Here is a 23,868-nt window from a genome sequence, read left to right as displayed (position 1 = left end):
CAGCGGTCACTGAAGTTACTTTCGGTTAATGAGTCTAAGTGAGCACTCCGCCTAAGGCAAGTATAAAATTGGATTTACAGCCGACTTCCCCTTGCGGATTTCGAAATGAAGACGGGCACTTTGCCCGCTTGGAGGCAAACCACTCAGGGCGATCTTTTCGCCCTGGCCGACAAAATCATCCATCTCAACCAAATTCTTATGGTTGTAACCATAAATACTGAAAAAACTGTCAGAATGCTCAAGGATGACAAGGTTGCCATAACCAGGAATCGCATTGCCGCTATAGATGACCTTGCCCGAGGCTGCGGCTGTGACAGTAGAGCCTTTCTTCAGATTTATTTCTATACCTTTGTAAACTTTCTGGCCCTGCTTGCCGAACTTGTTCAGGACCTTGCCTTTAGCTGGCCAGACAAAGATCCCCTTGGCAGGTTTGCTTGTGGTAACAGATTTTTTTGCGGTGGTTGTCGTTTTGCGCGGCGCTGTTTTAACCGTAGAAGGTTTCGCCTGAGCCTTGGCTGTTGTAGTCGACTCGCGGGACGGACCCGACGTTGATTTTTTGCTCGTGACCGATGTGCTCGGAACATGTAACTTCCGGGTGGCTCCGGGAATAAAGATTCTCTGGCTGGCTTTAAGTTGCTTGGGGTCCTTGATGTTATTAATACTGGCCAGTTTACTCTCTTCAACCTTGTAAGTTCGAGCAATCCGGTAAAGCGTCTGCCCTGGTTGAACAGTGTGATAGATACCAGTCGGAGCACAGGCAAAAAGCACTGCGCAGCAAAGTATCAGGATCAGACTATTTAGGGCCGTTCGTGACATCAGAGCATTGGTCCCCAGGGTTCTTGCCAACAGCATGCTTTATATAAAGCAGTTCACAAGAGTCAGTTTCTTACATCAGAGAACATATTTCAATAGCAGGAATCCGCCAAACAGCAGAATCAGGAAAATGATGCTGAGCAGGTTGAAGTAGCGATCGATAAAATCACGCATTCCCGGGCCGTAGCGATGCAGCAACCATGCGACCAGGAAAAAGCGTAAGCTGCGACTGATCAGCGAAGCGATCAGGAAGATGACCAGGTTGATCTGGAAGACACCGGAACCAATCGTAATCACCTTATAGGGGATCGGTGTGAAACCGGCGGTAAAGACAACCCAGAAACCATAGGCCTCAAACAGGGACTGCACCTTGGCAAAGACGTGAGGCGTGAAGCCGGGGATGTAGTCAAAAAAGAAGCTGTTAACCAGTGGCCAGGCGCCCCACCCTATGCCATAACCTATCAGGCCACCGAGCACTGACCCAGCCGAAGCCAGAAGCGCAAAACGCCAGGCACGGGAAGGCAAGGCAATACAAAGGGCGATCAGCAAGACATCTGGAGGGACCGGAAACACTGAGGACTCGATCAGCGCCAGCAAAAAAAGAGCCGGACCGCCATAGGGGGTATCGGCCCAATGCAACACCCAATCGTAGAGCTTACGTATCATGCGCATTCTAATTACTTCTCCTGCTTCCAGCCCTGATTTCCGATCAGGGGGACAAACCGGCAGCCAAGCATCTTTTCTTCTTTGTACTCAGCTTCCCCGACGCGGGTAATTCGCATTAAAATCTGACTTTCACGATCACCGACCGGTATGATCAAGCGACCGCCAAGCGACAACTGGTCCAGGTACTCCTGTGGGACTTTTGGGGCGCCCGCCGTGACGATAATGCCATCAAATGGGCCCATACCCTGCCATCCAACGGTGCCATCGGCAAGGCGGATATTCACCTTACTGAAGCCGTTTTCATCCAATACCTTACGGGCGCGTCGAGCCAGTAAGGGGATGCGTTCGAGGGAGAAGACACGGTCAGCGAGCAGGGCCAGAACCGCTGCCTGATAACCAGACCCGGTGCCAACCTCCAGGACCCTTTCAGAACCATCAAGCATCAAAGCTTCACTCATGACCGCAACCATGTAAGGCTGTGAGATCGTTTGCTTCTCTCCGATTGGCAGGGGTGCGTCCTGGTATGCCTTGCCGGCAAGAGCTTCTTCGACAAATTTATGGCGGGGGACCTTGAGCATGGCATCAATAACGCGCGGGTCTGTGACGCCGCGGGCGATAACCTGCTCCTCAACCATTCTGCGGCGAGAGATCGTATAATCCTTCACGAATTATCTCCCGGCTTATCGGCCGTCGACAGAGTCTCTTCCAAACGCCACTGACGGAGCCTTTCCATAGCAGCATAGTTGGTCAAATCGAGGTGCAGAGGTGTCACAGAAACATAGCCGTTCTGAACAGCATGAAAATCAGTCCCCTCCAGATCCTGAAAACTAAGTTCTCCAGCACCGATCCAGTAGTAGGTCCGCCCTCTCGGGTCGCGATTCTGTACAACGGCATCTCCATAAACCCGCTTACCTTGACGCGTTAAGCGAATTCCCTGAGGAGCCGAATCGGGAACATTGACATTAATGAAGGTGTCTGCAGGCAGGCCATGCTCCAGGACAGTCTCCGCCATCTGTCTGGCGACAGCGGCTGCAGATCTGAAATTGTCGTAGGAAAACTCTTTCGAAGCCAATGAGATAGCAATCGCAGGAACCCCCATCAGGGTAGCCTCCATTGCGGCCGCAACTGTTCCTGAATAGGTCAGATCGTCACCCATGTTGGCCCCTTTATTAATGCCCGAAACCACCAGCGCAGGCTTTTCCTTGAGCAAACCATGAATGCCAAGATTGACGGCATCTGTTGGTGTGCCACTGACGGCCCAGCGATCAGTTTGAATTTCTTCGGCGCGCAAGGGAGAATGAAGTGTTAAGGCGTGACCAACGGCGCTTCTCTCCCGGTCAGGGGCAACAACGACAACCCTGCCCAGAGATTGCATTTCATCGGCGAGAGCCTGCAAACCGGCTGAATGGATGCCATCATCATTTGTTAGTAAAATCAGCACGAGTTATGACAAGAAGAGAGTTAATAAAGGGCTGTAACGACTCAAGGATTTGCTTCCAGGCTTTTCTTGAGGCGCAGAAGATCCTGGCGGATCTCCTTAAGAAGCATTGGATCGTAAGACCCTGACAAAGGCAATGCAAGCTGATCAGAGGCTTCAGCAGGGACTTGCTGTTTGGTTTCAACTTGAACAGGCGCAGCAGGAGCCTCAACTGCAGTTTCGGCAACTTTTGCCGCTGGCTTCTCGCGTAATTTCTTGCGAGCGCCAGCAATAGTGAAGCCCTGATTGTAGAGAAGGTCTTTAAGGCGCAGGATCAGTTCAACATCCTGCTTGCGATAGAGTCGCTGGTTACTGCGGCTCTTGTTAGGACGGATGGCTTTAAACTCTGTCTCCCAATAGCGCAGGACATGAGTTTTAATACCGGTGAACTTGGCAACTTCACCGATTTTATAATAGAGCTTTTCAGGAATCTGAAAATCCATGCGCCGAACTCCTGGAGATGGCGGAGCGGGCCAGCTTTACTACTCCGAGTCGTTGATAGCTGCTTTAAGAACCTGGCTCGGCTTAAAGGTCAGAATCCGACGCGAGGAAATTTCAATCTCGTCGCCAGTCTGGGGGTTACGACCACGGCGTGTCGCTTTGTCTTTTACAACGAAATTCCCGAAACCGGCAATTTTGATTTTATCACCGTCTTCGAGAGTGGTTTTCATAATATCAAAAACCATTTCGACGATCTCTGCGGATTCTTTTTTAGAGAAACCGGTCTTGAGATACACATTTTCGACAAGATCCGCCTTAGTCATATATATCAACCTCCCAATTTGATATCTACCCGAATTTTCAGGTTTTTATATCACAGCAAGAGAACTCTAAGCAACTGATTTTTTAACGAAGCTCGGCTCCGAGCTCCTTTTCCATGGCCTTAATCAGCTTTCCATGAAGATTCTGTATTAATTCATCGGTAAGAGTTCGGTCCATTGCGCGATAGCAGGCGCGGATCGCCAGACTCTTCTTGCCTTCAGGAAGCCCCTCGCCACAGTAGACATCAAAAAGTTCAATACTCTCCAGATCCTTGATTTTGACACGGTTAAGAATCGAGAAAACCTGCTGTGCAGCCACATCAATATCTACCAGGAAAGCCGAGTCTCGCTGGACATCCGGGAAGCGTGAGAGAGGCTGGAACTTAATCGTCTTGTCACCAATTTTAAAGAGCGCTTCGATATCGATATCACAGAGGATTGATGACGGAGCAAGATCAAAATTACGAATCACTTCAGGGTGCAACTCACCCAGAGTTCCGAGCAAACGCTCACCCTGATAAATCGCACAGGACTTGCCAGGATGGTAAAAAGCTTCATCATGTTCAACCTGCCAGCATACGTCCCTGACGCCGAGATTGCTTAACAGCTGCTCGACAACGCCCTTCATATCGAAGAAATCGGCTTCATCTGAAGACTGCGCCCACCCCTGGGGTTCACGGCGGCCACAGAGGAAAGCTGAGAGGCGAAGGCTTTCACGAGCCATCTCGGAGTCTTTAACCGGTTGAAATACCGGCCGCAACTCAAAAAGTGCCAGATCTTCGCTACGATAGGCCAGGTTACGTGATGCAGTTTCCAGAAGGCTCGGCACCAGACTGGTTCTCATCACCCCCTGCTCTTCCGTGAGAGGATTGAGGATATTAACGTTCTGTCGGCGCGAATCGTTTTCGTCAATTCTCAGCTTGTCAAGACAGCTAGCGTTATAGAATGAATAGTTGATAATCTCTGAGTATCCTAATTCAATCAGTAATTCTCTAACTTGTCTTTCACTGCTCAGATGTTCGGGGAGTTGCTGGCAAGTCAGGGTGCTGACTGGCATGGTTACAGGAATCTGGTCATAACCAATCAGGCGTGCGACCTCTTCAACAAGGTCAATCTCCCGCTCGAGGTCGGGACGGAAGTTAGGAATTTCTACCTTAACGGCTCCGTCATGAAGATCACAATTGAGGCCTATTGAAGTAAGCTTATGACACATATCGTCAGCATCGACCTCGAGACCGAGGATCTGGCTGGCTTTTGATGCACTGACCGTCACGGTACGGCGTGGCAAAGCGGAAGGGTACTCATCAACAACACCTTTGGCGACCTGCCCTGACGCCAGCTCTGCAATCAATGCAGTAGCACGATCTAGAGCCAGAGGCACCATGTCGACATCAGTACCACGTTCAAAACGATGAGAAGCATCAGTATGCAGGCCCAGCCGCTTACTGGTACGACGGATGGTCACCGGATTGAAGTATGCGCTTTCCAGCAGAATGTCTGTTGTCTCGGAACTAACTTCAGAATTGCCACCACCCATAACGCCTGCAAGGGCAATAGGGCCTTCACCGTCACAGATCACCAGGTCTGATGCCAACAGAGTGCGAACCTGACCATCGAGGGTTGTGAATTCAGCCCCCTGCTCTGCTCGACGCACCACGATCCGCTGTTCACGCAGGAGGTTGAAATCGAATGCGTGCAATGGCTGGCCCAATTCCATCATGACAAAGTTGGTCACATCAACGACGTTGTTAATTGATCTCAAGCCAACAGCCTCGAGACGACCTACGAGCCACTCCGGTGACGGGCCGATCTTTACATTTTCGATCAGGCGCGCGGCGTAACGTGGGCACAGGTTGGGGTCTTCAAGAGAGACTGAAGTTTTCTCGGCAGCCAAGGTGTCATTCTCGAGAATGACAGGCTCAGGAAGACGCAACGAAGCGTCCGCCATAGCGGCAACCTCACGTGCGACACCAACAACGCTCAAACAGTCTGATCGATTCGGAGTCAAACCGATCTCATACATGACATCCTTGAGACCCAACTGTTCGAATACCGGACGACCCAAATCAAGGTCTGAAGGCAAGATCATGATGCCATCGGATTCTTCCGACAGACCCAGTTCGCTCATTGAGCAGAGCATGCCGAAGGACTCTTGGCCGCGGATCTTTGACTTTTTGATCTTGAAGTTTCCCGGCAGGACCGTACCGACCTGCGCCAGGGCAATCAGATCACCGGTTTTGTGATTTTTGGCTCCACAAACTACCTGTTGTGTAGCGCTGCCTGTATCAACTTTGCAGACGGTCAGTCGATCAGCGTCAGGGTGTTGCTGCACATCTGCAAGGCGGGCGACAATGACTGTGTCCAACCCTTCTCCCAAACGCTCCATGGCGTCAACCTCGAGACCAGTCATGGTCAACCGATGGGAAAGATCGTCAGCACTAAAATCGAAATCAACGTATTCCTTGAGCCAGTTCAAGGTGACCTTCATACCTAAAGTCCTTTATTAAACAAAATCGGTAACAAGCTAAACGTAAACTAAAAAAGTTATGGTTAAGCTGCCAAGAACTAGTCCCCGACAACCAGTGCCCATCCTTAGAATTGCCTCAAAAACCTCATATCGTTTTCAAAGAAGAGACGCAAATCATTGACGCCGTACTTAAGCATGGCGAGACGCTCTATGCCCATACCGAAGGCAAAGCCACTATACAACTCAGGATCATAGTTAACTGATTTGAAGACCTCAGGATCAATCATCCCGCTGCCCAGAATTTCAAGCCAGCCGGAGTTGCTACAGACACGACAACCACTGCCGCCGCAGATCACACACTGGATATCGACTTCGGCGCTAGGTTCTGTGAAAGGAAAAAAAGAGGGACGAAAACGAACGGCAACATTCTCACCAAAAAACTCAGTGATAAAGGTCGTCAGAACCCCCTTCAGGTCACCAAAGGTCACTTTGCGATCAACCAGGAACCCTTCAATCTGGTGGAACATCGGACTATGAGTGATATCTGAGTCACGTCGATAGACAGTGCCCGGAGCAACCACGCGTACAGGCGGCTCGTGATCCAGCATAGTGCGAATCTGAACAGGAGATGTATGCGTACGCAAAACAACATCTTCCGAGATGTAGAAGGTGTCTTGCATATCACGAGCCGGGTGATCCTTTGGAATATTCAGAGCTTCGAAGTTATAGAAGTCTTTTTCGATTTCCGGGCCCTCGGCAACACCGAAACCCAGGGCTGTAAAAATTCCAACAACTTCTTCTGTCACTTGAGTGATCGGATGCTTGAAGCCAGTTCTCTGAACGCGACCAGGGAGTGTCACATCGAGACGTTCGTTGGCAAGTTTCTGTTGCATCAATTCCTGACGCAGAGACTCTTGTCTCAGAGCAAAAGCTTCCTCAAGACGGCTCTTCACTTCGTTGGCAAGACCACCAATCAGCGGACGCTCCTCAGGAGAAAGTTGCCCCATACCCTTCATGACAGCAGTGATCTCACCTTTCTTACCCAGGTAACGAGCGCGAACCTGCTGCAATTCAACTTCACCAACAGCTTCATTCGCTGCCAGCAAAGCGGCCTCTTCGATCTTATTCAGTTTATCTTTCATAATATTCCAGACCAGAGAATACTACGACCTGACTGAAAGCCAGGTCGTAACTAAAAAAAAAGAGATGGGGTAAGCCCCATCTCTTTAGCGTTCGGCAGTTACTGAAGCTGGGCCTTGGCTTTCTCTACGATAGAGCCAAAACCGGTTGGGTCAGTGACGGCGAGCTGGGCAAGGATTTTGCGATCGATATCGATCTGCGCCTGCTTCAAGCCGTGAATCAAGCGGCTGTAAGAAAGGCCATTGTCACGTGATGCAGCGTTGATCCGGGCAATCCAGAGGGCCCTGAAATCACGCTTGCGAACACGGCGGTCACGATATGCATAATTAAGTGCGCGATCGACGGCTTCGGTTGCACTCCGGAACAATTTGCTGCGGGCGCCACGATAGCCTTTTGCAAGCTTTAATACCTTGTTACGTCTACGTCTGGCTTTAAAGCCTCTTTTTACTCTTGCCATTGCTTTTCTCCTTGTAAGTCAGTAAAGCGGTCATTGCCGCCACCCGGATCTGCAGGGGGAGATATTAAGCCCCACAGTTCACGAGTTGTGTGGATACTGCAAGTCCCTTACAGGTAAGGGATCAGGCAGCGGATGTTCTTGGCGTCGCACTTGTCAACCAGGGTCGACTGACGCAGATCACGCTTACGCTTAGTCGATTTCTTGGTCAGAATGTGACTGGTAAACGCCTTGTTGCGCCGGATCTTGCCGGTTCCAGTCTTACGGAAGCGTTTGGCTGCTCCGCGATTGGTCTTAATCTTAGGCATTACGTTTCTCCTTATATATTTTGATTCTGTAACGACCTTAAGCCGTTATCTTTATTTCTTAATCGGGCTGATCACCATGCTCATGAAGCGTCCGGACATATTCGGTCTGCTTTCAACCTGCCCAAGCTCCTTACAATCTATAGCGACTCTTTCGAGGATGCGACGACCGAACTCAGGATGTGTCACTTCCCGGCCACGGAACATGATCGTAACCTTGACTTTATTACCTTCGCCAAGGAAGCGCATAGCGTTTCTCACCTTAAACTGGTAATCATGATCATCAGTTTTGGGACGCAGCTTGACTTCCTTGAGCTCAACCCTGACCTGCTTTTTCTTTGCCTCAGCAGCACGTTTGCTCTGCTGATACTTATATTTGCCATAATCCATAATCCGGCAAACAGGGGGCTTTGCGGTCGGCGAGACTTCAACCAGGTCAAGGCCTTGTTCTTCTGCAGCTTGTAAAGCAGAGTTTAGGTCCATAACCCCCAGCTGGTTGTTCTCGTCATCAATAACGCGAACTTCGCTGGCACGAATTGCCTGGTTGATATTTGTTGTGTCCTTACTTATGACGCACCTCCTAGTGAAACTGTCGACATTCTTCTTGAATGAATTGCACAAAGTCCGCTGGCGTCATAGGTTCCAGGTTTTCGCCGGAACGGTGACGAGCGGTAACGGTACCGGCGGCTACTTCCTGATCGCCGATGACCAACATATATGGAACTTTTTCCATCTGGGCTTCGCGAATCTTGAATCCCAGCTTTTCATTACGTAAATCAGCCTGTACGCGAACACCCTGCTCACGCAGTTCTTCACAGACCTTATTGACATAATCGGCCTGACTATCGGTCACGTTGAGAACTTTTACCTGAACCGGAGAAATCCAGAGAGGGAAGTTGCCCGCGTAGTGCTCAATCAACACGCCAATAAAACGTTCAATGGCCCCCAGGATAACCCGGTGGACCATGACCGGCCGATGTTTCTCGCCGTCACTCCCGACATAGTTGAGGTCAAACCTCTCAGGGAGGGTGAAATCGCACTGGATTGTAGCACACTGCCACTTCCTGTCAAGAGCGTCCTTCAGCTTGATATCGATCTTCGGACCATAGAAAGCGCCGTCGCCTTCGTTGATCTCATAAGGCAGGCCGGTGTCATCAAGAGCACTCTGCAAAGCCTTGGTTGCGCGCTCCCAATCTTCGTCGGAGCCGATGGCTTTTTCAGGGCGCGTTGAGATTTCCAACTCATATTCGAAACCGAAGATTCCCATGACATACTGGACAAAGCTCAAGACGTCTTTTATCTCAGCATCGAGCTGCTCGGGCATGCAGAGGATATGAGCATCGTCCTGGGTGAATCCGCGGACACGCAGCAGACCGTGCAGGACACCACTCTTCTCGTGGCGATGAACTGTTCCCAACTCGAAGTAACGCAAGGGAAGATCACGATAAGAGCGTCTCTTGGACTTGTAGATCAACATATGAGCGAGACAGTTCATCGGCTTGATGCCATAACTCTGCTCATCAATCTCTGTGAAATACATATTCTCGCGGTAGTTATCGAAATGCCCCGAGGTTTGCCAGAGCTCGGTACGCAGGATCTGCGGACCCATGACGATATCGTAGCCACGTTTTACATGCTCACGCTTTTCAAAGTCTTCAATCAAGGTTCTCAACATAGCACCCTTGGGGTGCCAGATCACCAGACCCGCGCCAGCTTCTTCGCTGAAAGAGAAGAGATCGAGATCACGACCAAGTTTGCGATGATCACGTTTCTTGGCCTCTTCGATACGATGCAGGTACTGCTTGAGTTCTTTTTTATCGGTAAACGCTGTCGCGTAAATGCGCTGTAGCATAGCGTTCTTTTCATCGCCACGCCAGTAAGCACCAGCAACGCTGGTTAGCTTAAAGACCTTAAGCATGCCCGTTGTAGGGATATGGGGGCCACGACACAGGTCAACAAAGGTGCCTTGACGATAAAGGGTGACTTCCTCCACGTCGAGGTCTTCAATCAGCTCAACCTTGTAGTCCTCGCCCATCTCACGGAACAGTGAGATCGCCTCGGAGCTTTTAACGACCTGGCGTTCGATAGGCAGGTTGGCTTTGGCCAAATCCTTCATCTTCTGCTCGATCGCATCAAATTCTTCGGGACTGAAGGTATGCTTATCACTGAAGAAATCGTAATAGAAGCCCGACTCAATCGCGGGACCGATGGTCACCTGAACATCATGACCGTAAAGCTCCTTAACCGCATGGGCCATCAAGTGGGCAGTCGAATGACGATAGATCTCAAGACCCTCGGGGGTATTTAGGGTCACCAGACGTAAATCAACGTCGGTATCGATAGAAGTTGTCACGTCGACCAGAGTGTCACCAAGAAAAGCAGCAACGGTCTGGCGCGCAAGGCCCTCACCAATGGAACGGGCGACGTCAAGCGGCGTTGTTCCGGCAGCGACTTCCTTAACAGCTCCGTCTGGCAATGTTACGTTCAGCATCGACATCTTGATTTCCTTCTGGTCGCTTTGCACTAACGAAAAGAGGCATCCATGGATGCCTCTGCCTGCCTTGAGCGATTTTGGTAGACGCGCGCGGGATTGAACCGCGGACCCCTACAGTGTCAGTGTAGTGCTCTCCCACTGAGCTACGCGTCTTCACTCAAAATGCTGCATACATTTAACAAAGGAGACACGCCCTGTCAAGCACTTTTCAGCGTAATTTCCAGTGTTTGTTAAATATAACAGAGGTCCGCAATCCTGCCTGGACAATATTATATAATTCTCCGTTTATGGCCGGTCATGCGCAGGGCAGAAACTTCAAAAAAATGGCTTGCGCTAAAAAATGCGCAAGCCATTTAAATGGTGCAGGTAGTTGGGATTGAACCAACGGCCCTCCGCGTGTGAGGCGGATGCTCTCCCACTGAGCTATACCTGCATTATTTGTCTATTAACACCGCCTGAAACGGAGAATTTTTATAGCAGGATCAGCACAGAGAGTCAATGGAGAACACAAGCCGCGAAAAAGCTTACAGCTCACTTTACGATTCTGCCCTCACCACCCGAACGGCACTATTTCTCAATCCTGTTTATGAGTTTCTGATATTTGTCAGGAATGGACACCATGCGACGCTCAGCATCGAGGACCAGATGCCGGGTTTGCCCTTCGGCGACAAGGACACCGTCCTGATTCGTCGCCTTATATGAGAATTCGAGCAGCCTCCCTCTCCCTCTCTGCAATGTCGTGGCAATAGTGATGCGGTCTTCATAGAAAGATGGTGAACGGTATTCGACTGTCGCCTTGGCAACGACAACGAAAAAGCCGTCCCGCTCCATGTCGCTATAAAAACAACCTTGCTGACGCAGAAATTCCGAGCGACCTTCTTCGAACCAGGTCAGATAATTGGCGTGGTGAACAACGCCCTGTGCATCCGTTTCGGCATAACGTACGGTCAGGGTAAAATCGTGGGTCGGTGTCCGGTCAGGCATTGTTTATGACTCTCCGTGTCTTTCAAAAAGATATTACGGGCCATGCGGTATCCGGCCTCGGTGACCATGTGTCCTTGCAATACGGATTCTATCTGAGCTTCACTTTTGCCTGGCAGAACAGAGGCGAAGTTAACCAGGGCATCGGCATCCCAGATAATACGGAACTCCGTGGAGTCGATCGCACCAGAGGTATGATGATTTCCAACGATCTTTACAATTGAGCTTGCAAGAACATCTTCAGTGTTTAACTTCGCAAGGATTTCTGCTGCGATTGGTGGGCCTTCTATCTCTTGAAAATTGCCGGCACTGGAGCCGTGGACACGTTCAGCTTCAGGGATACCGATATCATGCAAGTAGGCGGCGGCCAGCGTTTGCACCGGATCCGCATCGATATAAGACAAGAGTTCTCGCGCATAGAGAGAGACCTGCAAGGCATGATCAATGCGTCGTTGGTCATCACCGAAGTACTCTTCCATAGCAGCACGAACGCTCTCCAGGAAGGTGTCCTCTTCCGTGCTGACTTTAACAATAAGGTTAAACACTCAGGCCCCCTTTCATCGGAGCAATGGAATCGCCAAAAGAGTATCGACCGGACATGAGAATGTCCAGACGAAAAGAACCGCCGGTTGACATCGGCGGTTCTTTCAAAAAGCTCATAATTTCAGTCTGCAGTGGCACGGGAACGAATCTTCACTGCGAAAGCAAACACACTCCTGTGGGGGACAGTCACTGAATTATTTTTTATCACCACGGATACTGATGCAAACCGTTTCGAAAGGAATATCGCGACCACTGTTCGCAAGAGCCTGCTTGGCCATCATGACCAAACCGTTACAACATGGAACTTCCATATGAACCACAGTCAGACTCTTGATGTTGCTCTCTGTAATCATCGCTGTGAGCTTGTCAACATAAGGAGACGTGTCATCGAGCTTCGGGCAGGCAATCGCCAGGGCCTTACCCTTGAGAAGGTCTTCCTGGAAGTCAGCGTAGGCAAAAGGTGCACAGTCGGCAGCAAGAACAACATCAGCACCCTAAAAAAAAGGAGCCGTCGGGGGCACCAGATGCAGTTGAACAGGCCATTGCGCCAGACGTGAAGGTCGCGATCCGACATCGGCACTCTCTTCCGCGGGAGCTTTATCAAAGTTCATCGCGCGCGCCGAGGGGCAACCACCGCCAGCGGGTGGTGAAAAGCTTTTGACGGTCGCTGAAGGGCAGCCACTCGCAGGCGCTGCCGGCTCTTCATTATGAGAAAGCGGTTCACGGCCAATATCCTTCAAATGATCATTGACTGCGACTTCATCATACTCATCGGCTTCACGCTCTTCGATGGTAATGGCATCCATCGGACAGTCACCGAGGCAGGCACCGAGTCCATCACAGAGGTTATCAGCAAGCAGCTTGGCCTTGCCGTCAATAATCTGGATAGCACCTTCGGCACAAGCGGGTACGCAATCACCGCAACCGTTGCATTTTTCTTCGTCAATCTTGACCATTTTACGAATCATCGGTTTATCTCCTGCTCAAGTATGGTTAGTCGTGGGTTTGATTAGTGTTGGATATGAGAGTACCGGTTTGCTGGCAAGCTGGCTTTGACCGAGGTCAAGAGGCTAGAAAAAATAATGCCAGAGGAGATCGAGCCTGCCGCGCTTGATCAGGTACTGACCTGAAAAGCGCATAATTTCACGAACTTTCTCCCGGTGGCCCGGTTTGTAGCAGTGCACAGTGCAGTGTTTACAAATCGGTTTCTCTTCCAGAGGGCAACGAAGACGCCGTTCAAACGCATAGAGAACGAAATCACGACACTCTCCACATACAGGATACTTGTGGAGTGGAAGAGATTGCAACTCAGGCTCATCAGTCGTAACGTCAGCACGATCAGCATCATGCTTCTGCGAGCAATACACCGCTGTAAACTGCAACAGAACCTTGAGATCTTTGAGCTCTTTTCGTGTGAGTGGCAGAACTGATTTAGCTTTATTCTCTTTCAAGTTACTCAGATTCCACTTCTGGCAGCTTTTCAAACAACTCTTGCTTGCTTTCGCGATATTGATCAGCAGTGATTGCACCACGTTCATGCTTACGTTTAAGAATCTGCAGCTCCTCCTCCAGAGACAGATAAAGGTCTTGCTCTACATGTTTCTGAGCCTTCACCTCACGGGTTGAAACACTCGCGTGCAACCGTGCCGCCTCAGCCTTGATATCCACCAAAGTCATCTTCAGCTCAGCATTACCATACCAATGGGTATAAGCCGGGTTTTGATGAAAGGCCCCTTTAACCGTTTTGGCGAGATCATATTTCTTCATTTTAAAGAAGAGCCTCTCAACGTGCGAGATATCCTCATAGAGCATCTGGGCATCGAGAACCAGTTCCCGACCACGCAAAGGATGTTCCGGCCGTTCTTGCAGCGATGGGACAAGGAGGTTGTGATCAGCAAGATCTCTGATGATATCAGCGGCTTCCTTGATCAAAGCCTTGCTCTGTTCAAGAATGGCATCGCCGCTTGTCAGTTCACGCTCAGAGAATGAACGGGAATGACATTGGATGCAGACACTTAGCATTTCCTGGCGTTGCACAGCCCGTTCTTCTGGTGGCGGCTGTATCATGGCCGGTGACATTGTGATTCCGAAGGAGACGTTGTGGGACCCTTCTGGCATATGGCAACGTTGGCAGGTTGGCCCAAACTCTTCACCAAGGGCCTCAAAGAGCACACCATGTCGTGAGGTCTGCCACATCTCCCACTGGGGATGATCAGGGCCCATATGGCAGGTGGCACACGATTCCGGAGCGCGCACGGAAGCAAGGTCCGTTATATGATTGGTATGGCAAGACGCACAGGAGTTCTCAACCTGGTGGCAACGATTGCACCCGAGCGCTCCCATCTCTGAAGACTGAGTTAAAAAGCGGGCACACTGCACAGTCGTTTTTGGTTTTGTGCTGCCCTCCTCATGACAGAAAGAACATTCACGCGGATCCCGACTTTCAAGATTACGTGTGCACCCCCACCCAGCGTGCAGTCCCATACCATGTTTACTATCGACGTGTTCGTGAAAGGCCTTTTCGTGACAACGACCGCAAACCTTGGCATCAACGAATGCCTTGCCATTGATGATCGCCTCATGATCCTCACCATGGCAAGCGCTACAGCCAACAGCTGCTGCATGAACGCTGCCCTGCCATTGCGTTACCGCAGCAGGTGTCTCCCTTTTGTGGCACTCAATGCAATCTTCAGCAAAAACCGTACAGGCTATGCTGAGGGCCAGGCCAGTCAGGCAGAGCAAACGAAAAAAACGACTCATTGATCTATCTCCTCCAGAAGCTTCTGGTATTCAGACGGGGTCACCAATTCTTCATAACGCCAACGGCGTAAATTCCATTCTCTTTCATTATAAGTTGAGGCAGAGGGGCTCTTCAGCCCGTCACCGAGATAAAGAAAACGGTTTACTGAAAGCAGGAACTTTCCATCTTCAAGTATCTGTATTTGCGAATTTTCGCCCCAATCGTAAAGGAACTCCGGTCCATAATAAAGACGGCCATCGATGAATCGATAGGTCTCAGCTTTCGACGGCGCCACAGCTTCCCCTTCAGAAGGCCAGAGGACGAAAGTCTGCACCCCCTCTTCTGACAGGACATTCACTGTCTGACCAGACAGATCCCAACTAAGAGACATGGCCTGCAAAGGAACTTTGTGAATTTCACGCGGCTTGTCGACTTGCCAGTTCTGGTATAAGAGCTGAAAGTAGGGCGAAAACAAAGGCGGGTCGAGAAGGTAAAGAAAGACAAGCTCATCACCCTGAGGCGAGAAAGAGACTGGCAGCATGCTCTTTAGAAGAGGCTTAAGCTGTTTGGCCAAGGATGGTCTAAAAGTACTGTCGGTGAGAAGTGTTTCCTCCAAGGTATCATCATCTACCCGGTAGAGAAGCTGACGCAGGTTGCCACCGAAAGAAAAAACCTTCAGCACAAAACCGACCCCAAGCAGGTCACCACGACTGCTCCAGTATAGCTGGCTCAAAGAAACAGGGATTACAGCTTCATTCATAACCATACCGCCTGCGGAATACACAAGCAGTTCGGTCTCGAAGTCGGCACGCTCAAAAGCCGCCGCCAGCGACAGTCCATCAGGACTCCAGGCCAAAGCAATCGGTTTCTCAGACGAAAGCTTTTTCTTGTCGCCTGAGCCTGGATCAAGCAGGAATAAACCGTTGTCGGTGTAGGCTACCTTTGTGCCGCTTTGATTTGCGGAGAAGAGACCCGAAACAGAAATATCTGTCAGAGGACGCAAGGGATAATCAGGGATTGATCCTGGTGGTGTGCCCGTGGAACAAGCCGCCGCAAAGACGAGAAAGAATATAGAACTGAAGAGAAGTCGTTTCATGCGAACAGGATAACAGATATGAAAGAGGAAGCGTTGACTAAGGTCAAAAACCTGGGACTGGGGGGGGCAAAGATTTTACCAGTCCCCAGCCCCTGCCCCCCATCAACCGCCCCAAAAACCCGTCAACCGCCCCTAACCTTCCTTACATTTTTCAGCAAGTTCTTCCAGGCGCTCAAAATCAAGAATTTCAACCCTCTTGCCGGAGACACTGATCAGGTCATCTTCAGAGAGCTTTCGCAAGGTCCGTGAAAGCGTTTCACTAACCGTTCCAAGGTTGGAAGCCAGTTGGCTCTTCGAGATGGGTAGTTCTACTGAAGCTTTCACACCTTCTGAGAGAGCCATAAGGTAACGTGCAAGACGTGACGGGACGTCCTTGAAGGTCAGGTCTTCTATCTGGTTGGCGAACTGCCTGAGAAACTTTGAAAGGCCAGCGATCATGTTGATGGAGATTCTGCCATTATCCATCAACAGGTTAAGAAAGCCTTCTTTAGGGAGGAACAGTAATTTTGAAGATTGAAGTGGCTCAGCGTAGGCCGGATACAAGCCATCAGCGAAGATAGCGGCCTCGGCAAAGGTGCCGCCAGGGTGGATAATATGAAGGATACGCTCCTTGCCATCCGGAGAAAGTTTGTAAACTTTGACTTTACCGTCCAGAACCACAAAAAACCCAATGGCCTTTTCACCATCGGAGAAAAGCAATTCACCTCGAGAAGATTCACGGATGCGGGCAATCCCCATCAAGGCTTCTATATCCTCGTCGGAAAGGCCAGCAAAGAAAGGACAGGTTTTAAGTATTTGGGAGTAGTTCATCGAAGGCCCCTGTTAAGTGGAAGAATTAGTTTTTCACCAGTCATTTTAACTGCATTAATCAATTCAGCCAACAGTTAAAGAGTGCAGCAGGTAAAATATGACAAAAATGATATCATATGAAGGAACAGCAAAATTATCCAGGAGGAAAATATGAGCTTCACCTTAATGACAGCCTTTGCATTGTTTACACTTTTGAGCCAGCCGATCTCTTCATTCGCCCTGGATGACAAGCTTGCTTTTTCTGGCCTTACATCAACTCGATCAATTTACGATGTCAGGAGTAATGATGAGAAGAAGCTGCAGTTCATCTTCAAGGTGATTCGAGATACTTACGACGGGGCCACTCAGCAAGGAGTCAAACAAAGGACTGTTGTCAGTATGCGTGGACCAACTGTGAGATTGCTTGTTCGGGGACGTCAGGGAGATAAAGATTTGCAGCAAGAGACGGTAGGACTGATCAACGAGCTTGCCGAGCGAGACATTCGCCTGGAAGCGTGTGGTTATGCGCTCAACCTGTTTGGTGTAGAACCGGAGGATCTTTATGCAGGGATCCACGCTGTTGGCAACAGCCTGAACTCGGTGGTGGGGTATCAGACTAAAGGATATGCTCTAGTGCCCATGAATTGATGTTGATAGAATAAAAAAGAGCAGCTGATGTTTTGTCAGCTGCTCTCTATCTTTATATGGTGCCGAAGGGGAGACTCGAACTCCCACGCCCAAACGAGCACTAGACCCTGAACCTAGCGTGTCTACCAATTCCACCACTTCGGCGTGAAGCGAGGGCAATTTATAGCAAAAGGGGTAAGCCAATGCAATAAAAAAATCGGGGTCTGGTTGGTGGTGGCCGGGGACTGGTAAAACCAGACAAAATCAGGGAAGGCTTTATTCAGGAAGTCTTGCAGGAGCAACCATCACCGTATGGTAGGAATCGACCGTAACCAAGCCTGGCCTGGCCCCTTTCGGCTTCTTGACATTCCTGCCCTGTGCAACGATCACCTCTACCTTGCCGTCATCCTTACCCTTGGAGTAACCGGCGGCAAAAGACGCGGCGTAATGCAGGTCCTCTTCACTCACCTTGTCGGCACTGTCACCACACTTCAGAACCAGGTGAGCGCCGGGCATTCCCTTGGCGTGAAACCACATATCCTGAGGGCCGGTCATGTGACGACTGACATGATCATTGGTGCGGCTGTTCTTTCCCCAGAACAACTGCCAGCCGCCGGGGGACACGGTCTTGTAGAGTTGATCTTCGGGACGAGTGGACTGGCGCCGGCCAAGTTGACCCTTGGTTTGCTTCAACATGCCAGCCGCCTCCAGTTCCAGCTGCACCTGATAAAGGTCGACGCCGCTGACAGCTTCATCAAGTGAGAGTTCAACCTGGTCCAGCCACTCCTGCTCTTCTTGGGTATCCAGCAGCCTGCGGGCGTGATGATCTCCGGAACGTTTGGCCTTGCGAAAGAGCTTGAAGTAGCGCTCAGCATTCTCCTGTGGCGTTGCCTTGTTATCCAGTTCTATGTTCACCTTTACAGGAGGAGCTTGGTAATAGTCTTCCACTTCGACAGAATTTGCGCCCCTCTTGAACAGATGCAGGTTCGCCAGCAGCAGATCACCCATAATGCGAAAACGTTCCGGATCGGCCTGGCGTTGGCTTTCTACTTCTATATGTTCCAGCCTCTTTTTGAGGCGCTTGCGTTGTTTGCTGATGACCGTACTCAGACGTGACCTGAGGTCTTTGACTGATTCACCGGCTGCTTGTGCAAGGTCTGTTTCAAACAGGATTGAGAGGTCGGCAAACTCATCTTCTGCACAATCTTGTTTACCAAGATACAGGGGCAGCAGACCGATCTGGTCATCCCATGAAAACCGCTGTGGTGAGAATGAGCCGGAATGAAAGACATCTCTGATGCGCGTCAGGATGGCCTCGAATGATTGGCCCGTCTGACGTGCCTGAGAAATAGCCTGAGCCAGGGCGGGCGACAGAGGTGAGACTTCGGCAAGGCGAAGGTCTCCACCCTGCTCTGCTTTCAGTAAAGCGCCGGCGGCTTCCTCAAGGTTATGAAAAAGAGAGATGCGCGACTTTTGTGGTGGCAGTTCATAGATCTCCCCGGGCATCAATTTGCGCTTGTTCTCCTGCCGATAAAGAAGATCAACGATACGACCGTCTTCATCGACCAGGATCAGGTTGCCCTGTGGCCCGAAGGCTTCAAAGATCAGGTCATAGCGAGCGCCTTCAGGTCCCAGGAAACCGAAGTGGGCAATACGATCAAACGGCTCGGCTCGAACCTCAAGCAGATTGCGCAACCTGGCCCTTAACAGCTGACAGATGCGTGGCGGTTTGGCCGGCGCAGAATAGCTTTCTCGAGTCAAATAAAAGCAGCTTTGTCCCTCAACCTTGAAGAGCAGCTGAAGCTTCTCCTGACCGGTCCAGAACTTGAGAACCAGGGTGCCGGCACCGGTCTGGACGACCTTGTCGAGCCTGCTCCTGGAGAGCTTGCGATTGAGTTCAATAGCCATTGCCTGAAAGAGAACACTGTCCATCTGCTGAGATTAGGGCATATCGCTATGCATCTGCAAGCGATCTCTTTTTTGTGTCCCAGAAAGAATAGTTGCGCTTTGATTCTTTCGCACACATTGGCATGTGCATATTGATGTTAATATGAAGGACAAGGCAAGATACAAGGCCTATATTCAACGGTAAAACACCGTAAAAAACAGACATTTTCTTCTTGACTTAACAGATAGATTTGTCATGATTAAATGCCGAAATCATTGCGGAATAAGGAGACAATCAAATGTCAGAGGAAACACAATACGGCCTCGGAACCAAGGCCCTTCATGCAGGCCAGGAAGCGGACCCAACAACCAACTCAAGAGCCGTTCCTATCTACCAGACAAGCTCCTACTTGTTCGACTCAAGCGAGCACGCTGCCAAGCTCTTCTCTCTCGCCGAGATGGGTAATATTTATACTCGCATCATGAACCCGACGACCGACGTGCTGGAGAAGCGACTGGCCGAGCTTGATGGGGGCGTAGGCGCACTGGCCATGGCATCGGGAACAGCAGCGATCAACCTGGCAATCCTCAATCTGGCCAAAGCTGGCGACAATATCGTCTCGACCCAGTATCTCTATGGTGGGTCGTATAACATGTTCAACTACACCCTGAAACGAATGGGAATTACCGTCAAGTTTGTCGACAGCAGCGATCCGGAGAATGTTGCCAAAGCAATCGATGAAAAAACCAAGGCCGTTTTCACTGAATCAATCGGTAACCCAAAGAACAATGTTGACGATTTTGAAACAATTGCGCGGATTGCGCATGACAACGGCCTTCCTTTTATTGTCGACAATACCGTAGCAACGCCTATCTTGTTCAAGCCTTTTGAACATGGCGCGGATATCACCTGTTATTCATTAACCAAGTTTATCGGTGGGCATGGGACCAGCATCGGCGGAGCGGTTGTCGACAGCGGCAACTTCGACTGGTCGAGCGGACGTTTCGATGAATACACGACTCCCGATCCCAGCTACCATGGCCTCGTCTATCATGAAGCACTCGGACCGCTGGCCTATATCCTCAAAATGCGCCTCACTCTACTCCGCGACATGGGCCCCTGCATCTCTCCTTTCAATTCATTCCAGATCTTGCAGGGGCTGGAAACCTTGCACGTTCGCATGCCGAGACACTGTGAAAATGCAATAAAAGTCGCCCAGTTCCTCGAAAGCCATCCTTCGGTTGAATGGGTAAATTATCCCGGACTCGAGAGTCACCTCGATTACGAGAGAGCGAAACGTTATATGCCGAAAGGCCAAGGCGCAATCCTCGGCTTCGGTATCAAAGGTGGTAGAGACGCTGGCGCCAAGTTTATTGACTCCGTCAAGCTCTGTAGCCATCTGGCCAATATCGGCGATGCCAAAACCCTGGTCATACATCCGGCCAGTACAACACACCAGCAGCTTTCGGACCAAGAGCAGATGGCCTCGGGAGTCAGCCCCGATTACATCCGGGTCTCTGTAGGCATAGAAGACGTTGAAGACATCATCGAAGATCTTAACCAGGCACTTAAAGCAAGTCAGGAATAAGCGCACCGTTATAGTGCCGATCCCCGCAAAGGAAAGGGCTCGGTGAAAAGGTTCGGAACAAAGGGACGGCTCACAATAGCGGTCCCTTTGCTATTTGCTCAGTCTGTCATTAAGAATAAAGAAGTATTTTCACTTCAGTTCTTTAACGTAAATTATCGCACATAAAATCAGGCGATATTTTTTTGCCAGTTCAACAGTGCCATGCTATTGTTGCGCGCAAAACGCCCAAGAAAGATCAAGAATGATACGCTACTGGCTCGAATACATCCCCTTCATAATGACAGCAACAATTGTCCGCCTGTTACCGCGCAGTACAGCACTTGCTCTTGGTCGCAAGCTTGGCAAACTTGGCATGCTCCTGCAACCTAACCGCGTTATGATCGCAGATAAGAACCTACGTCATGCCTTCCCTGACAAAACCAGCGACGAACGAGAGGTTCTTGTCAAGAAAGTCTTTGGTGACATGGGTGTTGGCCTTATCGAGATGGTGCGCCTCGACATGTTTGACGGCAAACAAGACCTGGAAAAGCTCTTTACAATTGAAGGAGAGGAGCATATCAAAGAGGCCCTGAAGCTTGGCAAAGGCTGCATCCTCCTCGCCGGGCATATCGGTTTCTGGGAAGCGGGGAACTTCGTTTACCCTACACTCGGATATCCAATAGGAATTGTTGCCAAGCCGATGAGAAACCCTCTCGTCGATAGATACTTCAGACGTATGCGCGAACACTATGGTGGCTATGTCATCGATAGCTTCAAAGGAGCTCGTCGAATTTTCAAAGCCTTACAGCAGAACCACCTGGTCGGAATCCTGATGGATCAACATATGCCTCGTAGTCAATCGGCGGTACGTGTCCCTTTTTTTGGTCGACCGGCTTACACCACGCCGATCATTTCACAGCTTGCCATGAAATATCAGGTGCCGATCATAGCGGCGTTCTCCTATCGCAATGAAGACAACACATACCAGGTTAAGATGTCTCCCTACTTCTTCCTTGACCCTGAGATTTCTGAAGAGAACATTGTCACCAACACAGCACTCTTAACAAAAAAGATCGAAGATGGCATCAGACACGATATCAGCCAGTGGTTCTGGGTCCATCGTCGCTGGAAGCATATGAAACAAGATGAAAAATAACGCCCCTCCCTTCCATATCGTACTGGTAGAACCAGAAATCCCGCCGAACACCGGCAACATTGCCAGACTTTGCGGTGCAACGGGGACTATATTGCATCTCGTCGGCAAACTCGGTTTTTCTATCGACGACAAGCACCTCAAGCGCGCTGGGCTGGATTACTGGGAAGCTGTCGATGTGCGAAGATGGGAGTCTCTGCAGGAATTGCAGGAGAATTTTCCGGATGGACGATTCTGGTATACCTCAAAGAAGGCCGCCAAGAGCCATGTCCAGGCAAATTTTCAGCCGGGAGATTTCCTGGTTTTCGGCAAGGAGACACTGGGGCTTTCAGAAGAACTGCTACAAAACAATACCGAACACTCAATTCGCATTTCGATTCACAATCCCGTCGTCCGCAGTTTAAACCTTTCCACGTCTGCCGGAATCGTTCTTTATGAAGCTTTAAGGCAAGTGGGTCATTTGGACTAACATCGTCCGATGTAAATTGACATTTGCATTAACGCTTGAATCAATACAAAAAGGGGCCGTCTGCTGAAGACGGCCCCTTTTTGATTGCAAATATGTCTACACCCTTACGGGAACTGGGCCCCTATTCGAGATGATCTTCGACACGAATCAAAAGTGTTTCATCATGAATGACATCCATCTTATTGATTTCGGCTAGAGCCGCATTTACATTCCGTTCTTCTGCAGCATGGGTCATAAAGACGATCGGTACGGCTTCAGCTTCATGTCGATGAGGTTGCACCATCGATTCAATGCTGATCTCGTGATCGCCAAGAACGCCGGCAATCTTAGCAAGAACCCCGGGTTGATCCTTAACGTTAAACCTTAAGTAATAGTGCGTAACGATCTGCTCCATAGGCTTTATAGAGAGCGATGTCAGTTCCGACTGGGGGCACCCCAAAGCAGGCATGCGAGAGCCGCAATCTGTCTGTAGGTCTCGTGCAACGGCCAGGACATCTCCCATGACAGCGCTGGCAGTAGCGTTCATGCCAGCGCCATAACCGGAGAGCATAACCGGACCGGAGAAATCACCAACCAGACGAACAGTGTTAAAGACACCGTTGATTGCAGCCAGAGGATAATCCTCAGGGATCATGGTTGGGTGTACGCGAGCCTCGATCTTGTCACCGTCACGCTTACCGATGGCAAGCAGTTTGAGTTTGTAGCCGAAGTCGCGGGCATACTCGATATCGAGCGCGCTAATATTACTGATTCCCTCAGTGTAAATCTGATCGTAATTAACCTTGGTACCAAAACAAAGGCTTAGCAACAATGCCAATTTATGCGCAGTGTCTACACCTTCAACGTCAAAGGTCGGGTCGGCCTCTGCGTAACCCTTCTTCTGTGCAACTTCAAGGACATCAGAGAAGTCTTTGCCTTCCTCGTCCATCGCGGTCAGGATATAGTTGCAGGTGCCGTTCAGAATGCCGTAAAAAGCGTAAAAATTGTTTGCGCCAAGGCTTTCCTTAATCGCTGAGATAATCGGGATGCCACCACCGACGGCAGCTTCAAACATGACGTCAACACCGGCCTCTTCTGCTGCAGCAAAGATTTCATCACCGTGTTTGGCCAAAAGAGCCTTGTTCGCTGTAACAACATGCTTGCCGTTACGAATGGCCTGTAAAACAAAAGTGCGGGCTGGTTCATAGCCGCCAATCAGTTCAACAACGACCTGGATCTCCGGATCATTCAGGAGGCCCTGGGCATCATCAGTCAATACACCCGGAGGAAGATCCACGCCTCGATCGGTGGTGGTATCAAGGTCGGCAATACGAGTCAGTTCAATTGTCGCACCGAGACGACTGGCCAGAACTTCACAATTCTGCTGAATCACCTTTACAACACCTGTGCCAATGGTACCGAATCCGAGGAGTCCAACCTTGACGTTCTTCATAAGATT

General features: G+C 50.2%; 25 protein-coding genes, 3 tRNA genes and 1 pseudogene. 4 read left to right on the top strand and 25 right to left on the bottom strand.

Annotation, left to right across the window (positions count from 1 at the left end; translation table 11 throughout):
• Window positions 1–51 precede the first annotated feature (51 nt).
• The 22 genes and pseudogenes from P9J64_02125 to P9J64_02020 form a co-directional block, all read right to left on the bottom strand.
• Entirely contained in the window at window positions 52–852 is an 801-nt protein-coding gene (locus tag P9J64_02125) for a peptidoglycan DD-metalloendopeptidase family protein (protein MDG5467114.1), read from the bottom strand.
• A gap of 39 nt (window positions 853–891) precedes the next feature.
• A complete protein-coding gene (locus P9J64_02120) occupies window positions 892–1,485 on the bottom strand; it encodes a DedA family protein (GenBank protein MDG5467113.1) in 594 nt (197 codons plus the stop codon).
• Between the two features lie 5 nt (window positions 1,486–1,490).
• Complete coding sequence (locus tag P9J64_02115) at window positions 1,491–2,114, bottom strand: protein-L-isoaspartate(D-aspartate) O-methyltransferase (protein MDG5467112.1); 624 nt, start codon at window positions 2,112–2,114, stop codon at window positions 1,491–1,493.
• A gap of 26 nt (window positions 2,115–2,140) precedes the next feature.
• Window positions 2,141–2,920, bottom strand: coding sequence for a 5'/3'-nucleotidase SurE (gene surE / locus P9J64_02110; protein ID MDG5467111.1), 780 nt, complete (start codon window positions 2,918–2,920; stop codon window positions 2,141–2,143).
• 41 nt (window positions 2,921–2,961) lie between these two features.
• Window positions 2,962–3,399, bottom strand: a complete 438-nt coding sequence (locus tag P9J64_02105) for a MerR family transcriptional regulator (GenBank protein ID MDG5467110.1) — start codon at window positions 3,397–3,399, stop codon at window positions 2,962–2,964.
• 39 nt (window positions 3,400–3,438) lie between these two features.
• Window positions 3,439–3,720, bottom strand: a complete 282-nt coding sequence (locus P9J64_02100) for an integration host factor subunit alpha (protein ID MDG5467109.1) — start codon at window positions 3,718–3,720, stop codon at window positions 3,439–3,441.
• Between the two features lie 82 nt (window positions 3,721–3,802).
• Entirely contained in the window at window positions 3,803–6,205 is a 2,403-nt protein-coding gene (pheT, locus tag P9J64_02095; GenBank protein ID MDG5467108.1) for a phenylalanine--tRNA ligase subunit beta, read from the bottom strand.
• A 104-nt stretch (window positions 6,206–6,309) separates the two neighbouring features.
• Entirely contained in the window at window positions 6,310–7,326 is a 1,017-nt protein-coding gene (gene pheS, locus P9J64_02090) for a phenylalanine--tRNA ligase subunit alpha (GenBank protein ID MDG5467107.1), read from the bottom strand.
• A 98-nt stretch (window positions 7,327–7,424) separates the two neighbouring features.
• Window positions 7,425–7,781 carry a 50S ribosomal protein L20 gene (rplT, locus tag P9J64_02085; GenBank protein ID MDG5467106.1) on the bottom strand — a complete coding sequence of 119 codons (357 nt, stop codon included), beginning with the start codon at window positions 7,779–7,781 and terminating at the stop codon, window positions 7,425–7,427.
• 107 nt (window positions 7,782–7,888) lie between these two features.
• Window positions 7,889–8,086, bottom strand: a complete 198-nt coding sequence (gene rpmI / locus P9J64_02080; GenBank protein MDG5467105.1) for a 50S ribosomal protein L35 — start codon at window positions 8,084–8,086, stop codon at window positions 7,889–7,891.
• 51 nt (window positions 8,087–8,137) lie between these two features.
• Entirely contained in the window at window positions 8,138–8,653 is a 516-nt protein-coding gene (gene infC, locus P9J64_02075) for a translation initiation factor IF-3 (GenBank protein MDG5467104.1), read from the bottom strand.
• Window positions 8,654–8,663: 10 nt separating this feature from the next.
• Window positions 8,664–10,580, bottom strand: coding sequence for a threonine--tRNA ligase (gene thrS / locus P9J64_02070; protein MDG5467103.1), 1,917 nt, complete (start codon window positions 10,578–10,580; stop codon window positions 8,664–8,666).
• Window positions 10,581–10,655: 75 nt separating this feature from the next.
• Window positions 10,656–10,730, bottom strand: a tRNA-Val gene (locus P9J64_02065).
• Window positions 10,731–10,935: 205 nt separating this feature from the next.
• Window positions 10,936–11,010, bottom strand: a tRNA-Val gene (locus P9J64_02060).
• 134 nt (window positions 11,011–11,144) lie between these two features.
• Window positions 11,145–11,561 carry a thioesterase family protein gene (locus P9J64_02055; GenBank protein MDG5467102.1) on the bottom strand — a complete coding sequence of 139 codons (417 nt, stop codon included), beginning with the start codon at window positions 11,559–11,561 and terminating at the stop codon, window positions 11,145–11,147.
• A complete protein-coding gene (locus tag P9J64_02050; GenBank protein MDG5467101.1) occupies window positions 11,525–12,103 on the bottom strand; it encodes an HD domain-containing protein in 579 nt (192 codons plus the stop codon). Before P9J64_02050 ends, P9J64_02055 begins: the two co-directional genes overlap by 37 nt.
• Window positions 12,096–12,218: a hypothetical protein gene (locus P9J64_02045; GenBank protein ID MDG5467100.1), complete on the bottom strand. Its 123-nt coding sequence runs from the start codon at window positions 12,216–12,218 to the stop codon at window positions 12,096–12,098. Before P9J64_02045 ends, P9J64_02050 begins: the two co-directional genes overlap by 8 nt.
• A gap of 77 nt (window positions 12,219–12,295) precedes the next feature.
• A pseudogene (locus tag P9J64_02040) lies at window positions 12,296–13,069 on the bottom strand (4Fe-4S binding protein).
• Between the two features lie 102 nt (window positions 13,070–13,171).
• Window positions 13,172–13,552 carry a nitrous oxide-stimulated promoter family protein gene (locus P9J64_02035; GenBank protein ID MDG5467099.1) on the bottom strand — a complete coding sequence of 127 codons (381 nt, stop codon included), beginning with the start codon at window positions 13,550–13,552 and terminating at the stop codon, window positions 13,172–13,174.
• 1 nt (window position 13,553) lies between these two features.
• Window positions 13,554–14,861 carry a multiheme c-type cytochrome gene (locus P9J64_02030; protein ID MDG5467098.1) on the bottom strand — a complete coding sequence of 436 codons (1,308 nt, stop codon included), beginning with the start codon at window positions 14,859–14,861 and terminating at the stop codon, window positions 13,554–13,556.
• Window positions 14,858–15,937, bottom strand: a complete 1,080-nt coding sequence (locus tag P9J64_02025) for a hypothetical protein (GenBank protein ID MDG5467097.1) — start codon at window positions 15,935–15,937, stop codon at window positions 14,858–14,860. Before P9J64_02025 ends, P9J64_02030 begins: the two co-directional genes overlap by 4 nt.
• A 132-nt stretch (window positions 15,938–16,069) precedes the next feature.
• Window positions 16,070–16,747, bottom strand: coding sequence for a Crp/Fnr family transcriptional regulator (locus P9J64_02020; protein MDG5467096.1), 678 nt, complete (start codon window positions 16,745–16,747; stop codon window positions 16,070–16,072).
• Window positions 16,748–16,897: 150 nt separating this feature from the next.
• Between P9J64_02020 and P9J64_02015 the strand changes: the two genes are divergently transcribed.
• Entirely contained in the window at window positions 16,898–17,374 is a 477-nt protein-coding gene (locus P9J64_02015; GenBank protein ID MDG5467095.1) for a DsrE family protein, read from the top strand.
• 57 nt (window positions 17,375–17,431) lie between these two features.
• Here the strand turns inward: P9J64_02015 and P9J64_02010 are convergent.
• Both P9J64_02010 and P9J64_02005 read right to left on the bottom strand, forming a co-directional pair.
• Window positions 17,432–17,518 (bottom strand) — tRNA-Leu (locus P9J64_02010).
• 111 nt (window positions 17,519–17,629) lie between these two features.
• Window positions 17,630–19,285 carry an NFACT family protein gene (locus P9J64_02005; GenBank protein ID MDG5467094.1) on the bottom strand — a complete coding sequence of 552 codons (1,656 nt, stop codon included), beginning with the start codon at window positions 19,283–19,285 and terminating at the stop codon, window positions 17,630–17,632.
• 254 nt (window positions 19,286–19,539) lie between these two features.
• Here P9J64_02005 and P9J64_02000 point away from each other — a divergent pair, with 254 nt between their 5' ends.
• The 3 genes from P9J64_02000 to P9J64_01990 all read left to right on the top strand — a co-directional run bounded on the left by P9J64_02000 (window position 19,540) and on the right by P9J64_01990 (window position 22,430).
• Window positions 19,540–20,829 (top strand): homocysteine synthase, encoded by a 1,290-nt coding sequence (locus tag P9J64_02000; protein ID MDG5467093.1) that lies wholly within the window; start codon window positions 19,540–19,542, stop codon window positions 20,827–20,829.
• A gap of 196 nt (window positions 20,830–21,025) precedes the next feature.
• Window positions 21,026–21,964, top strand: a complete 939-nt coding sequence (locus tag P9J64_01995; protein ID MDG5467092.1) for a lysophospholipid acyltransferase family protein — start codon at window positions 21,026–21,028, stop codon at window positions 21,962–21,964.
• Window positions 21,954–22,430 carry a tRNA (cytidine(34)-2'-O)-methyltransferase gene (locus P9J64_01990; GenBank protein ID MDG5467091.1) on the top strand — a complete coding sequence of 159 codons (477 nt, stop codon included), beginning with the start codon at window positions 21,954–21,956 and terminating at the stop codon, window positions 22,428–22,430. Before P9J64_01995 ends, P9J64_01990 begins: the two co-directional genes overlap by 11 nt.
• A gap of 121 nt (window positions 22,431–22,551) precedes the next feature.
• On the opposite strand, the gene P9J64_01985 is transcribed toward P9J64_01990, so the two are convergent.
• Complete coding sequence (locus P9J64_01985) at window positions 22,552–23,862, bottom strand: homoserine dehydrogenase (GenBank protein MDG5467090.1); 1,311 nt, start codon at window positions 23,860–23,862, stop codon at window positions 22,552–22,554.
• Between the last annotated feature and the right edge of the window lie 6 nt (window positions 23,863–23,868).

The sequence above is a fragment of the Deltaproteobacteria bacterium IMCC39524 genome, from assembly GCA_029667085.1.
In the GTDB taxonomy this organism is placed as follows: Bacteria; Desulfobacterota; Desulfuromonadia; order Desulfuromonadales; family BM103; genus M0040.
This window is presented reverse-complemented; position numbering and strand designations above follow the sequence as displayed.

Excerpts from the sequence above, each read along its gene's own strand:
- P9J64_01990 (MDG5467091.1), top strand. The coding sequence starts at position 21,954 with ATGAAAAATAACGCCCCTCCCTTCCATATCGTACTGGTAGAACCAGAA.
- P9J64_02020 (MDG5467096.1), bottom strand. The coding sequence starts at position 16,747 with ATGAACTACTCCCAAATACTTAAAACCTGTCCTTTCTTTGCTGGCCTT.
- P9J64_02005 (MDG5467094.1), bottom strand. The coding sequence starts at position 19,285 with ATGGACAGTGTTCTCTTTCAGGCAATGGCTATTGAACTCAATCGCAAG.
- P9J64_02100 (MDG5467109.1), bottom strand. The coding sequence starts at position 3,720 with ATGACTAAGGCGGATCTTGTCGAAAATGTGTATCTCAAGACCGGTTTC.
- pheS (MDG5467107.1), bottom strand. The coding sequence starts at position 7,326 with ATGAAAGATAAACTGAATAAGATCGAAGAGGCCGCTTTGCTGGCAGCG.
- P9J64_01985 (MDG5467090.1), bottom strand. The coding sequence starts at position 23,862 with ATGAAGAACGTCAAGGTTGGACTCCTCGGATTCGGTACCATTGGCACA.
- P9J64_02055 (MDG5467102.1), bottom strand. The coding sequence starts at position 11,561 with ATGCCTGACCGGACACCGACCCACGATTTTACCCTGACCGTACGTTAT.
- pheT (MDG5467108.1), bottom strand. The coding sequence starts at position 6,205 with ATGAAGGTCACCTTGAACTGGCTCAAGGAATACGTTGATTTCGATTTT.
- rpmI (MDG5467105.1), bottom strand. The coding sequence starts at position 8,086 with ATGCCTAAGATTAAGACCAATCGCGGAGCAGCCAAACGCTTCCGTAAG.
- P9J64_02115 (MDG5467112.1), bottom strand. The coding sequence starts at position 2,114 with ATGGTTGAGGAGCAGGTTATCGCCCGCGGCGTCACAGACCCGCGCGTT.
- P9J64_02025 (MDG5467097.1), bottom strand. The coding sequence starts at position 15,937 with ATGAAACGACTTCTCTTCAGTTCTATATTCTTTCTCGTCTTTGCGGCG.
- P9J64_02000 (MDG5467093.1), top strand. The coding sequence starts at position 19,540 with ATGTCAGAGGAAACACAATACGGCCTCGGAACCAAGGCCCTTCATGCA.
- thrS (MDG5467103.1), bottom strand. The coding sequence starts at position 10,580 with ATGTCGATGCTGAACGTAACATTGCCAGACGGAGCTGTTAAGGAAGTC.
- P9J64_02105 (MDG5467110.1), bottom strand. The coding sequence starts at position 3,399 with ATGGATTTTCAGATTCCTGAAAAGCTCTATTATAAAATCGGTGAAGTT.
- P9J64_02045 (MDG5467100.1), bottom strand. The coding sequence starts at position 12,218 with ATGAGCTTTTTGAAAGAACCGCCGATGTCAACCGGCGGTTCTTTTCGT.
- P9J64_02030 (MDG5467098.1), bottom strand. The coding sequence starts at position 14,861 with ATGAGTCGTTTTTTTCGTTTGCTCTGCCTGACTGGCCTGGCCCTCAGC.
- P9J64_02125 (MDG5467114.1), bottom strand. The coding sequence starts at position 852 with ATGCTGTTGGCAAGAACCCTGGGGACCAATGCTCTGATGTCACGAACG.
- P9J64_02015 (MDG5467095.1), top strand. The coding sequence starts at position 16,898 with ATGAGCTTCACCTTAATGACAGCCTTTGCATTGTTTACACTTTTGAGC.
- P9J64_02120 (MDG5467113.1), bottom strand. The coding sequence starts at position 1,485 with ATGCGCATGATACGTAAGCTCTACGATTGGGTGTTGCATTGGGCCGAT.
- rplT (MDG5467106.1), bottom strand. The coding sequence starts at position 7,781 with ATGGCAAGAGTAAAAAGAGGCTTTAAAGCCAGACGTAGACGTAACAAG.